11 protein-coding genes are annotated in these 12,495 nt (G+C 42.0%); 4 read left to right on the forward strand and 7 right to left on the reverse strand.

Translation table 11 applies throughout. The features are described from left to right. Positions 1–27: 27 nt before the first annotated feature. From lpdA to LC048_RS14080, 5 genes are all read right to left on the reverse strand, one after another. Entirely contained in the window at positions 28–1,437 is a 1,410-nt protein-coding gene (gene lpdA, locus LC048_RS14060; protein WP_226600402.1) for a dihydrolipoyl dehydrogenase, read from the reverse strand. Between the two features lie 3 nt (positions 1,438–1,440). Further along, positions 1,441–2,811, reverse strand: a complete 1,371-nt coding sequence (locus tag LC048_RS14065) for a dihydrolipoamide acetyltransferase family protein (protein ID WP_226600401.1) — start codon at positions 2,809–2,811, stop codon at positions 1,441–1,443. Positions 2,812–2,863: 52 nt separating this feature from the next. Then, positions 2,864–3,841, reverse strand: coding sequence for an alpha-ketoacid dehydrogenase subunit beta (locus LC048_RS14070; RefSeq protein WP_041965621.1), 978 nt, complete (start codon positions 3,839–3,841; stop codon positions 2,864–2,866). Between the two features lie 3 nt (positions 3,842–3,844). Then, positions 3,845–4,960 carry a pyruvate dehydrogenase (acetyl-transferring) E1 component subunit alpha gene (pdhA, locus tag LC048_RS14075; protein ID WP_226600400.1) on the reverse strand — a complete coding sequence of 372 codons (1,116 nt, stop codon included), beginning with the start codon at positions 4,958–4,960 and terminating at the stop codon, positions 3,845–3,847. Between the two features lie 600 nt (positions 4,961–5,560). Next, positions 5,561–6,235 (reverse strand): YkyA family protein, encoded by a 675-nt coding sequence (locus LC048_RS14080; protein WP_226600399.1) that lies wholly within the window; start codon positions 6,233–6,235, stop codon positions 5,561–5,563. A 247-nt stretch (positions 6,236–6,482) separates the two neighbouring features. On the opposite strand from LC048_RS14080, the gene LC048_RS14085 reads away from it, so the two are divergent. Both LC048_RS14085 and def read left to right on the forward strand, forming a co-directional pair. Further along, on the forward strand, positions 6,483–6,608 hold the full coding sequence (locus tag LC048_RS14085) for a YjcZ family sporulation protein (protein ID WP_084135439.1): 126 nt from the start codon (positions 6,483–6,485) through the stop codon (positions 6,606–6,608). A gap of 186 nt (positions 6,609–6,794) precedes the next feature. Next, positions 6,795–7,349 (forward strand): peptide deformylase, encoded by a 555-nt coding sequence (def, locus tag LC048_RS14090; protein ID WP_226600398.1) that lies wholly within the window; start codon positions 6,795–6,797, stop codon positions 7,347–7,349. 336 nt (positions 7,350–7,685) lie between these two features. Here def and LC048_RS14095 read toward each other — a convergent pair whose 3' ends face one another. After that, the gene (locus LC048_RS14095) at positions 7,686–8,456 is read right to left on the reverse strand and encodes a Cof-type HAD-IIB family hydrolase (RefSeq protein ID WP_226600397.1); all 771 of its coding nucleotides are present in this window, start codon (positions 8,454–8,456) and stop codon (positions 7,686–7,688) included. Positions 8,457–9,153: 697 nt separating this feature from the next. On the opposite strand from LC048_RS14095, the gene LC048_RS14100 reads away from it, so the two are divergent. Beyond that, the gene (locus LC048_RS14100) at positions 9,154–9,366 is read left to right on the forward strand and encodes a DNA-dependent RNA polymerase subunit epsilon (RefSeq protein WP_102262041.1); all 213 of its coding nucleotides are present in this window, start codon (positions 9,154–9,156) and stop codon (positions 9,364–9,366) included. Positions 9,367–9,369: 3 nt separating this feature from the next. Then, the gene (gene rnjA / locus LC048_RS14105; protein ID WP_306047959.1) at positions 9,370–11,037 is read left to right on the forward strand and encodes a ribonuclease J1; all 1,668 of its coding nucleotides are present in this window, start codon (positions 9,370–9,372) and stop codon (positions 11,035–11,037) included. 36 nt (positions 11,038–11,073) lie between these two features. On the opposite strand, the gene LC048_RS14110 is transcribed toward rnjA, so the two are convergent. Further along, complete coding sequence (locus LC048_RS14110) at positions 11,074–12,024, reverse strand: DUF4349 domain-containing protein (protein ID WP_226600395.1); 951 nt, start codon at positions 12,022–12,024, stop codon at positions 11,074–11,076. Between the last annotated feature and the right edge of the window lie 471 nt (positions 12,025–12,495).

Raw genomic sequence — 12,495 nt, forward strand, 5'->3', positions numbered from 1 at the left:
GTGTTTAAGACGCTTGTACTTTTTCTATTATTTTACGATATGAATTGGATTTCCAAGTGCTACTTCTGCAGCTTCCATCGTAATCTCACCTAGAGTTGGGTGAGCGTGGATTGTCATTGCTAAGTCTTCAGCAGTCATACCTGCCTCAATGGCAAGTCCAAGCTCTGCAATCATGTCTGAAGCATTCGGACCAGCAATTTGAGCACCGATGACAATGTCATCCTCTTTACGAGTGATCAGCTTCAAGAAGCCGTCTGTCTGATTAAGGGATAGTGCACGGCCGTTTGCAGCAAATGGGAATTTTGATGCTGTAATATCGATGCCTGCATCTTTCGCTTCCTTTTCAGAATAGCCAACTGATGCTAATTCTGGATCAGAGAATACAACTGCCGGAATTGCCAGGTAGTCGATTTCTGAAGGATGTCCAGAGATGGCTTCAGCTGCGATTTTACCTTCGTAAGAAGCTTTGTGTGCTAGTGGCGGTCCTTCGACAATGTCACCAATTGCGTATATGTTGCTTACATTTGTGCGGCACTGTTTGTCGATTTTGATAACACCGCGGTCAGACATCTCGACGCCAACCTGCTCAAGGCCTAGTTCGTCAGTGTTAGGCTTTCTTCCTACCATGACAAAAACGTAGTCTGCTTCGATTTTCTTTTCTTCTCCGTTTGCTTCATATGCAACTGTTACGCCAGATTCAGTCTCTTCGACACCCTTTGCGAGTGCCTTCGTGATGATTTCTGCACCCTTTTTCTTCAAGTTACGTTTTACTAGAGCGGACATTTGCTTTTCAAATCCATTAAGGATTTCGTCTGCACCCTCAAGAATTGTCACCTTCGTGCCAAAGCTTGCGTATGCTCCGCCAAGCTCAGTTCCAATGTAGCCTCCGCCAATAACGACGATGCTCTCTGGAAGCTCCTGAAGATTAAGTGCTCCAGTTGAATCAAGGACGCGCTTTGTGTATTTGAATGCTGGAATCTCGATTGGACGAGATCCAGTCGCGATGATTGCATTTTTGAACGTATATGTCTGGGCTGAATTCTCATCCATTACACGAATCGTATTGGAATCGACAAAATAAGCTTCACCGCTTACGATATCGATTTTGTTGCCTTTCAATAAGCCTTCGACTCCGCCAGTTAGTTTCTTGACTACTCCAGCCTTAAATTCCTGAACTTTAGAGAAATCAAGCGTTACGTTTTCCGCTTTGATCCCCATGTCTTCAGAATGCAATGCGTTTTCGTATCTATGCCCTGCAGAGATCAAAGCTTTAGAAGGTATACATCCCACATTCAGGCACACTCCACCAAGAGTTGCTTTTTCTACAATTGTTACTTTTTGGCCTAGCTGGGCAGCGCGAATCGCTGCCACATATCCGCCAGGGCCGGCACCTACGACGAGAGTATCAGTTTCGATTGGAAAATCTCCTACTACCATTTATTACCCCTCCATTAACAATAGTTCTGGATCATTCAACAGGCGCTTGATGTGATTTAAGGCGTGCTGTGCAGTAGCGCCGTCAATCATACGGTGGTCGAAGCTTAGGGAAAGCGCTAGTACAGGAGCAGCTACAATTTCTCCGTCTTTGACTACTGGCTTTTCTGCAATTCGGCCGATTCCAAGGATCGCAACTTCCGGATGGTTGATAACTGGTGTGAACCATTGTCCGCCAGCAGATCCGATGTTTGTGATTGTGCATGAAGCACCTTTCATTTCTTCTGGAGCAAGCTTGCCATCACGAGCTTTTCCTGCAAGTTCATTAATCTCATTAGAGATAGAGAATACAGATTTACGGTCAGCGTCCTTCACGACTGGAACAAGCAAGCCTTTGTCTGTGTCTGCTGCAATACCGATATTATAATAGTGCTTGTGAACGATCTCGCTTGTCGCATCATCCAATGATGTGTTCAATGCTGGGTATTCACGCAATGCACTTGTTAATGCTTTTACCACATAAGGAAGGAACGTAAGCTTGATTCCTTTTTCTGCAGCAACTTCTTTGAATTTTTTGCGGTGTGCGACAAGATTCGCTACGTCCACTTCGTCCATTAATGTAACGTGTGGAGCAGTATGCTTAGAGTTAACCATTGCCTTGGCAATCGCTTTTCTGATTCCGCTCATCTTTTCGCGTGTCTCAGGGTATTGTCCTTCTGGAATTGCCTGAGCCGCTGCAGCTTTTGGTGCCTCTTCAGCTTGAGGTGCCTGAGCTTCTTCAGCTTGTGGTGCAGCTGCTGGTGCCCCTCCGCTTAGGAAGCTTTCGATGTCAGCCTTCACGATGCGGCCGTTCTTTCCTGAACCAGGAACCTGACGAATATCGACACCTTTTTCACGTGCGTATTTACGTACAGATGGCATTGCGACGATGTTGCGGTTAGGGTCAACTTCTGCTTGTGGTACAGCCGCTGCTCCAGCACCAGTTTGACCTGCAGGGGCAGGAGTTTCTTCTGCTGCTTCTTTTTCAATATTTTGTCCTGATTCTAATGTAGACTGAACCTGAGATTCCGTCTTTTCCTGCTTTGGCTGTTCAGCAGGTGCATCTTCCTCTTCACCTTTGAACTTAAGGTGCTCATACCCTGGAGCATCGAACGTTACAAGAACCTGTCCTACTGTTGCTACTGTTCCTTCTGCTACTAAAACTTCTTCAACTGTACCAGCGACAGGCGAAGGAATTTCTACTACTGCTTTGTCATTCTGCACTTCGCAAAGTACATCGTCTTCCTGAACTTTATCGCCAGGCTTTACGAACCACTTGACTATTTCACCTTCGTGAATACCTTCACCGATGTCTGGCAGCTTAAATTGGAATGCCAATGGAATTCACCCTCCTAAGTTTTTATCAAACCTTTATAATTTCACCGTTTATTTAAAATGTAAGGACTTTTTTAGCTGTTGCAATTACATCTTTGTAGTTAGGCAGCCATACAGATTCCGCTTGAGAGAATGCGAATACTGTGTCTGGAGCTGTTACACGCAATACAGGTGCCTCAAGGCTAAGGATTGCACGATCATTGATTTCTGCAACAATCTGTCCAGCCATGCCAGCCTGTTTTTGTGCTTCCTGCACAACAATTGCTCTTCCTGTTTTTTCAACTGAAGCGATGATTGTTTCAATATCGAAAGGCATTACTGTTCTTAAGTCGATTACTTCTACAGAGTAACCTTCTTTTTCAAGCTCTTCAGCTGCTTTAAGGGATTCGTGAACCATTGCACCATAAGTGATAATTGAAAGGTCTTTACCCTCACGCTTAACATCTGCTTTACCTAGTGGAATTGTGTATTCTTCTTCCGGTACTTCCTGACGGAAAGAGCGGTAAAGCTTCATGTGCTCAAGGAAAATGACTGGATCGTTATCGCGAATAGATGAAATTAGCAATCCTTTTGCATCATATGGAGTTGAAGGGATAACGACCTTTAGGCCAGGCTGCTGTGCAACCATTCCTTCAAGGCTGTCAGCGTGCATCTCAGGAGTATGTACGCCACCGCCAAATGGTGAACGGATGGTCACTGGTGAGCTGTATCGACCGCCAGAGCGGTAACGCATACGAGCCATTTGCCCTGCAATAGAGTCCATTACTTCAAAAACGAAACCAAAGAACTGGATTTCAGGAACTGGACGATAACCTTGAAGTGCAAGACCAATCGCCAATCCGCCGATACCGGATTCCGCCAGTGGTGTATCGAATACACGGTCTTCACCAAATTCATTTTGAAGGCCTTCAGTCGCACGGAATACACCGCCGTTTACGCCTACGTCTTCCCCGAATACAAGGACGTTTGGATCGTTCTTCATCTCTACGCGAAGAGCGTCTGTAATTGCTTGAATCATTGTCATTTGAGCCATGGCTTACTTCGACTCCTTCTCTTTATATATTTCATACTGTTCTTTTAAGTAGTCTGGCATTTCTTCATACATGATTTCCATAAGGTCAGTTACTTTTTGCTTAGGAGTATCATCCGCTTCTTTAATAGCGTTTTTGATTTCTTCTTTTGCTTTTTCAATTGTTTCGTTTTCCATATCTTCAGTCCATAGGTTCTTCTTCTCAAGGAACTTACGGAAACGTACTAATGGATCTTTCTTTTCCCATTCATTGTCCAAATCAGATGTACGGTAACGAGTTGGATCATCACCAGCCATTGTATGTGGACCGTAACGGTAAGTCATTGTTTCAATTAATGTAGGTCCTTCGCCGTTAACTGCGCGCTTCCGTGCTTCAAGAGTTACTGCGTAAACTGCAAGAGGGTCCATACCGTCAACCTGGATACCAGGAATACCAGCAGCAACAGCTTTTTGTGCTATTGTCTGTGCAGCAGTCTGCTTTTCAACTGGAGTAGAAATCGCGAAACGGTTGTTTTGAACAAAGAAGATTGCTGGTGCTTTGTATGCACCTGCAAAGTTGATTCCTTCGTAGAAATCACCTTGAGATGAACCGCCATCACCTGTGTAAGTTACAGCTACTGCTTTTGCTCCACGCTTCTTCATTCCAAGCGCAACACCTGCCGCCTGAATGTATTGTGCTCCAATGATGATTTGTGGTGAAATGACATTTACACCTTCAGGAATTTGATTACCTTTGAAGTGTCCGCGTGAGAATAAGAATGCTTGCGTAAGCGGAAGTCCATGCCAAATCATTTGAGGAACATCGCGATAACCTGGAAGGATAAAGTCATCTTTCTCAAGTGCATATTGAGATGCAAGCTGGGAAGCTTCCTGCCCTGCTGTAGGAGCATAGAATCCTAGGCGCCCCTGGCGGTTCAATGAAATGGAACGCTGGTCCAGAATCCTTGTATAAACCATACGTTTCATTAATTCTTGTAATTGCTCGTCCGAAAGCTCAGGCATTGCCGCTTCATTCACGACTTCGCCCTCTTCATTCAAAATCTGGAACATTTCAAATTGGCTTTCAACATTTTCGAGCTGCTTCACTGCATCGAAAGTGTTGTTTTTTGTTTTAGATGCCATCAGAGCCACCTCTTCCTTTCATACTTCATGAATTTTAATTGAATATACAAAAATAGGTTACCCAATATCAGGATAAACTTCCCCGGGTTTCTAAATACATGTCAGAGCAGAATTGATTTTTGGCCGATCAATAATGAATCAAGAAGTTTTCCCAAAAAACTTTCGCTTGGAACACCAATTGAACACACCATTCTTTAGTTTTCCACAGATTTAGTATAAAAAAACTTTTATTTCTCCATTCTTATGTCAAAAATACTGTATCAGTGAAAAATAAAAATAGATTAATACAATCCGCTCATTCGTTTTTTAGTTTACAACACGAAAATAAGTCCGTCAAATACTATGTTTCATCTTTTTTGATTTTATTCACTATCGGTATGTTATTATCTCAGAAAAGCAACTGTATTACTGTTTATTAATTACTGTACTATAATAAATTCCGTTTAATCGTAACTGTATTAGTGCTGATTAGGCGATTTGGATGGCTAGTTTTCCGAAATGCAGGCAGCCCCTCACCAGGTTCTTCATCTGCGTTGTGCCTTCCTCTTTCATATCCAAAACAAAAAGCCACTTTTTTAAAGCGGCTTTTTGTTTTAATTTTTACTTTTCCTTATCCGTGCTAACTTCTATTCCGGCTTTTTTGTAAAAATCCATTTTTTCTTGATTATACTGATCGGTCTTATCATTGAATTCTTTATTGTTAGTCAAGACAATTTCATATACTTCATTCACTTTATTGATTTGTTCTTCAAGTTTTTCAAAGCTTAATTCCTTGTCTTTAAGCATTGAATACAGCTCTTTGTCATATTGAAGCCCTTTTTTGTAGTTTTCATACAGTTTATCATGAATTTCATATCTTTCTTTCATGGTTGTCTGTAATTCAGCTGCCTGCTTCTTCAGAGCCGAGTCATCTATTTCGCCGATGATTGTGTCTACATTTCCAAACTCTTTCTCAGATTCATCAATACTTTCTTTTTCTTTATCGATATGTTCTGCTCGTTTGTCAGCGATAGCCAATGCCTCATCTGCCAGCTTAACAATTTGGTCATATTCTTTCAATCCAAGTGAGATGATTTGCTCGTAAATTTCCTTTTCCTTCTTCTCCAACTCTACAAGCGGATCCTGCTGATCCTCGAACCCTTTTTCAATTGAGACCACCTTCTCAAGCGCTTCAAACATTTTTTCCTCTGGCGATTGCTTGTCCAGACACCCAGCTAAACTTAAAACTCCAGCCATCATTATAATAGCTAAACTTATTTTTTTGATAATGGACAATATAATGACCTCCTCATTGATACCAATTTTACTATAGCGATTACGATGTGATTTGACAATAGATATGAAATTTTGCGGAAATAATTGTTCATCGCGGAAGTGGTAATTGCTTGTCCTTTCGCTAAATATATTCACTCCTCAGTGCGTTTATGCTCTGGGCTTACGCCTATACTTTATATTTTCTTGTGCATAGGCTATAGCAATCGACCGATTTACGGGCGAAAAATACAATTGAGGAGGTTTCCTAATGCACGGTTACGGATATGGATGTGGTTATCCCGTGGCAGGAGCTGGATATGGCAATGGATTCGCTTTAATTGTCGTGTTGTTCATCCTGCTGATCATTGTTGGCTGCGCTTGCTGGAAGTTTTAATTAGGAATGCGTAAAAGCCTTGTTCAACCCTGCAAGTTTTCGAGGGCCTGCTGATGAAGTCGTTATTTAACTTCATGGCAGTTAGGAAAAAGGGAGGGCTAGTCCCTCTCTCTTTTAACATTTCTAGTTAACTTTTCACTATTCATTTGTTAGACTTAACATTATTACATACTAGAGGTGAAGTTAATGTTGACGATGGATGATATCGTCCGTGATGGACATCCCGTGCTCCGAAAAGTCGCGGAAGAGGTTTCTATGCCTCCTTCACAGGAAGATATGGCAGTGCTTGAAAGCCTGATTGAATATGTTAAAAACAGCCAGGACCCTGAGGTTGCACAAAAACATGGGCTCCGTCCCGGAATTGGTCTTGCCGCACCACAAATAAATGTATCGAAAAGAATGATTGCTGTTCATGTAACAGATGAACAAGATCATATATTAAGCCATGCCCTTTTCAACCCAAAAATCATCAGCCATTCTGTGGAGCGTTCCTATCTTGCAGCCGGTGAAGGATGCTTGTCAGTTGATGAGTCGATCCCTGGTTATGTACCGAGATATGCCAGAATAACCGTAAAAGGGGTAGACCTTGAAGGAAATGAAGTGAAGCTTCGGCTGAAAGGCCTGCCAGCGATTGTATTTCAGCATGAAATCGATCATTTGAATGGCATTATGTTTTACGATCACATTAACAAACAAGACCCATACGCCGATGTTCCTGATGCAAAGCCTATTGAAAGATAAAGCCGAATCTTAAGTGATTCGGCTTTTTTGTGGCTTTATGCACTTAAGTTTCGGCTTATTCGTAGTCCATTTGTGACAGGTTTTCGGTTATACTTTGTAAGCGTGGCTGAATTCCGCTGGTTTCTTGACATCTTTTTGCCTTTTCGTCTTCCACCTGTCTGAAGTACGCCCTTTTCTTGACAGCTTCTCTCCTAATGGGCTTGAAGCTGTCATTACTCCGGCATTTTCTTGACAGCTTTTCGCCTTTTCATCTTCATCCTGTCATTTTAACTACCAATACAGAACTTCACCACATTTACATCAAACCTGTTTCATTTACTCTCGAATTGCACTGTTTTAAATTAATTTCAACTCTTTCAATCCATGCCAGATTCCGTCGTCATCTACATCTCGAGTAACGATATTCGCCAGTTCCTTCAATTCCGGAACGGCATTCCCCATGGCTACTCCAGTGCCGACTGCCTTTAGCATTTCAAAATCATTCAATCCGTCACCAAAGGCGTACACATCTTCAGGCTTAAAACCTAATCGATCCACCATCTTCTTTATGCCTTCTGCCTTTGAACCTCCTGCAGGAAGAATGTCCACTGAAAATGGATGCCACCTGATAAATGTGAATTCTGGATAAGTCTCCCGGTAATACTCCTCTTGTCCTTCTTCACAGAACAATAGTGTTTGATAAAGGTCTCGATCTACATAAAACCGGTCATCATGTTCTGGATGAGCGAACTTCAGACCTCCAAGGCTTGTCTCAATGTAATTGTGGTGCTTCACTGATGATTTCATTGTCTTGTGGTTCATAAAAACGACTGGATGTCCTTTATCTGATGCTTCTTTGTATATTTCTTCTATCTTTTCATTATTCAATGGGTTTTGGTAGATCGGCTCTCCTTCAAATACAACATATTGGCCATTGAAACTAACAAATGAATCGATTTCCAGCTCTTTTCTAAGGCTTTCGAACATGAACGGGGCTCGTCCTGTAGCAATGGCTACGAAAACCCCATTTTCCTTTAATGTTTCAATCGCCTGTTTGGCAGAGGCTGGCAGGTTTTTATCATGGTCCAGTAATGTACCATCAATATCAAAAAATACAATTTTACTCATGATCTTCTCCTTTGATGCTTTTCTTGAAAGTATTTTCTTATTTTTTCCCAATGGGTCTTTTCATAATTTTGATTGAAATAAAAAAGAAAACAAACCATTGATTTATACGCATTAATCACGGTAGTCTATCAAATTCACTGGTGCGTGTACAGGAATTAGGTATGAAAAACTGTGTCAGAACCATGACAATTTATGTCATTCCATCAATAACCATGAAAAATTTTGCTATTTCATCATATAATATAAACAAAAAGATAGGAATTTGAAAAATAATCTTTGCTAAACTTTCCCTTGTTTACTTTACTTTGGACAAGGATAGTTTAAAATAAGAACTAAGGAGATGATCCACTATGTTAAAGAAGCTAAGAAAGAAGCTTTTAAAACAGTGGAAAGATTTGCTTCGCAAAAAAACAATCGCTTAAACTTTTGAGCCCTTCAAACTTGCGAAGGGCTCCTTCCTTATTGTAAATTGGTTAATAGCGGAAAACATGGCAGGATGGATAATAACAATGGAAACGTTGTTAATTTTTATATATGGCTGATTTCGAATGTTGTTTTGGCAGAATTATGCCTTGCTTACTTATTTGAGTACGTCTCCCTTTAGATTTCCAGACTGGGGCTCGCATAAACCTGCAAAACGTTTCATGAGAAATTGCCTAAAAAATAGAAAAAGTTAATTTAAGGAGAGAGATTTTTAATGATTTTTAAAGTTTACTTCCAGGAATCCAACAAGCAAGTACCAGTTCGTGAAAAAACACAAACTATTTATGTAAAAGGTGACTCTGAAAGAGATGTACGGACAAAAATTGCTGACCGCCAATATAATATTGAATATGTCGAGGCAGTTGAGGGTAACTATTTTGAGTATGAGAAGCAAAAAGAAGACTTTGAAGTATTGGAGATCGAATAATTTATGAAATTCGTTAAAAATGACCAAACAGCCGTTTTCGCGCTCGGTGGACTAGGCGAAATCGGTAAGAACACCTACGGAGTGCAGTTCCAGGATGAAATTATCTTGATTGATGCCGGCATAAAATTCCCAGAGGATGAATTGCTCGGCATCGATTATGTTATCCCTGACTATTCGTATTTGGTAAAAAATGAAGACAAAATCAAAGGCCTTTTCATTACACATGACCATGAAGACCACATTGGCGGCATTCCTTATTTGCTGCGGGAAATCAATGTCCCTATTTATGGCGGAAAACTTGCACTTGGACTGATCAGAAACAAGCTTGAAGAACATGGGCTGTTGCGTAAAGCCAAGCTGATCGAAATTAAGGAAGAAGACATCATCAAATTCCGTAAAACATCAGTCACTTTCTTCAGGACTACACACAGTATTCCTGATTCATATGGTGTCGTAGTGAAAACGCCTCCTGGACAAATTGTCCACACTGGCGATTTCAAGTTTGACTTTACACCAGTAGGCGAGCCAGCCAATCTGACCAAAATGGCTGAAATCGGCAAAGAAGGTGTTCTTTGCTTGCTATCGGACAGCACTAATGCCGAGGTACCTCATTTTACGATGTCTGAACGCCGTGTTGGCGAAAGTATTCATGATATTTTCCGAAAAGTTGATGGGCGGATCATCTTCGCTACTTTTGCTTCCAATATCCATCGCTTGCAGCAGGTCGTAGAAGCAGCAGTTGCTAACGGCAGAAAAGTTGCTGTATTCGGACGAAGTATGGAATCCGCTATCAACATTGGACAAGAACTAGGCTACATCACTGCGCCAAAGGACACGTTCATTGAAGCGCAGCAAATCAACAGACTCCCTGCTAACCAGGTTACAATCCTTTGTACCGGAAGCCAGGGCGAGCCAATGGCTGCTTTATCAAGGATTGCGAATGGTACACACCGTCAAATCCAGATTCAGCCTGGCGATACAGTTGTATTCTCGTCTTCACCAATCCCGGGTAACACCATCAGCGTTAACAGGACAATCAACATGCTTTCACGCGCAGGTGCCGATGTAATCCACGGATCATTGAATGACATCCATACTTCAGGTCATGGTGGTCAGGAAGAACAGAAATTGATGCTTCGCCTGATCAAGCCAAAATATTTCATGCCAATCCACGGTGAGTACCGCATGCAGAAGATGCATTCGAAACTTGCTGCCGATTGTGGAGTTCCTGAAGAGAACTGCTTCATCATGGATAACGGTGAAGTACTTGCTCTTGGCGATAATGAAGTTAGCGTAGCTGGGAAGATTCCTTCCGGCAATGTTTATATTGATGGAAGCGGAGTTGGCGATATCGGAAACATCGTTCTTCGCGACCGCCGAATCCTTTCTGAGGAAGGCCTTGTGGTTGTTGTGGTAAGCATCAATATGAAGGAATTTAAAATTGCAGCAGGCCCAGATCTGATCTCGCGTGGATTCGTCTACATGAGAGAGTCAGGCGATTTAATTAACGACGCCCAGAGCTTGATCAATAAACACTTGAATAAAGTTATGGAAAGAAAAACAACTCAGTGGTCTGAAATCAAAAACGAAATCACTGATACTCTTGCACCTTTCCTCTATGAAAAAACAAAACGCCGTCCAATGATCCTGCCGATCATCATGGAAGTGTAATCAAAAACCGTTGCGATTGCCGCAACGGTTTTTTTGTTAGCTATTCGAATCAATATTACTTTTTTGTTTTGTACCTGCCTTCCTTCTAACAAAGAATAGGATAACAGCAACAAACACTCCTACTATTATAAGGATGGGAAGATTTCCAATCAGGAATACAATCATTCCAGACCCTGCTGCTAGCAAGATGTTGATATTATCAGCAAATTGTTTCTTTATTTTCTGCCATGTGTTAAGGCTATCGTTATCTATTTTCGGCACTGGCACTTCATTTTCTTGCAGGGTGATGGTTACAGTCGAAAGTGCTGTCTGATTTTCGAGGAACTTCTTTCTTCCCGCGATTTGTTCAATCTGTTCCTGCACTTCTGCCAAATCGGATGAGATTTTCAAAAGATCCTCTGTTTTTTGTGCTTGTTTCATGAAGTCGATCAGCCTTGCTTCAACGATCTTCTTTGATTTCAACCGAGATTCCAGGTCAACATACTCCTCTGTAACGTCCTGCCCGCTCACCTGGCGATTATTAACTTGAACTGAAAGACCTTCAGCATCATTCAAGAACGCATGAAAATGCTCCTGGGGAATCCTGAACGTCATCGTGCCACTTTGTTGTTCGCCATCATAGCGAGTTGAATTCGACTGTACAATATATCCTTTGTACGCTTTTGCTTGCTGTTCTAGAGCATTGCGCGCTTTTTCAAAATTGTCCACCCTGATATCCATTTCTGCATTATAGATGACCATCCGCTGATCAGTCGATTGAGCTCCATCCTTATCAGATTGTCCCTCTGCTGTCGCTTTCTCTCCAGCATCAGCAACTTGTTTTTCACCTTTCGAAAAACCAATATCCTCACTCACATTCTCCATGTCAGAAGCAGAATTCATTTCACCTTCAGAACTCTTCTGACTCTCATCCTGTGACATGCCCCCGCTGCAGCCAGCTATTAGGAAAACACCCAAAATACCCATATATAATATCTTCTTTAACAATTAATAGCCCCCCTGAAGCAACTCTATTTATGAATATGACGGTAACTCTGTAAAAAAGTTACAGATAGCGAGAAGATTAGTAGTCCTTTCCTATTTCCAGCACAAGTCGCTAAACTTGTGACCGAAATGCCGAAGACGCTTACATCTCGGGCACATGTTCCCTCTACTTGTGACCGAAATGCCTAAGACGCTTACATCTCGGGCACATGTTCGCTCTACTTGTGACTGAAATGCCGAAGACGCTTACATCTCGGGCACATGTTCGCTCTACTTGTGACCGTAATGCCGGAGACGCTTACATCTCGGGCACATGTTCGCTCTACTTGTGACTGAAATGCCGAAGACGCTTACATCTCGGGCACATGTTCGCTCTACTTGTGACCGTAATGCCGGAGACACTTACATCTCGGGCACATGTTCCCTCTACTTGTGACCGAAATGCCGAAGACACTTACATCTCGGGAACATGTT

The organism is Mesobacillus subterraneus (genome assembly GCF_020524355.2).
GTDB classification, from domain to species: domain Bacteria; phylum Bacillota; class Bacilli; order Bacillales; family Cytobacillaceae; genus Mesobacillus; species Mesobacillus subterraneus_C.

Coding starts and splice junctions, on each gene's coding strand:
- lpdA (WP_226600402.1), bottom strand. CDS start 1,437: ATGGTAGTAGGAGATTTTCCAATCGAAACTGATACTCTCGTCGTAGGT.
- LC048_RS14070 (WP_041965621.1), bottom strand. CDS start 3,841: ATGGCTCAAATGACAATGATTCAAGCAATTACAGACGCTCTTCGCGTA.
- pdhA (WP_226600400.1), bottom strand. CDS start 4,960: ATGGCATCTAAAACAAAAAACAACACTTTCGATGCAGTGAAGCAGCTC.
- LC048_RS14085 (WP_084135439.1), top strand. CDS start 6,483: ATGCACGGTTACGGATATGGATGTGGTTATCCCGTGGCAGGAGCTGGA.
- def (WP_226600398.1), top strand. CDS start 6,795: ATGTTGACGATGGATGATATCGTCCGTGATGGACATCCCGTGCTCCGA.
- LC048_RS14095 (WP_226600397.1), bottom strand. CDS start 8,456: ATGAGTAAAATTGTATTTTTTGATATTGATGGTACATTACTGGACCAT.
- LC048_RS14100 (WP_102262041.1), top strand. CDS start 9,154: ATGATTTTTAAAGTTTACTTCCAGGAATCCAACAAGCAAGTACCAGTT.
- rnjA (WP_306047959.1), top strand. CDS start 9,370: ATGAAATTCGTTAAAAATGACCAAACAGCCGTTTTCGCGCTCGGTGGA.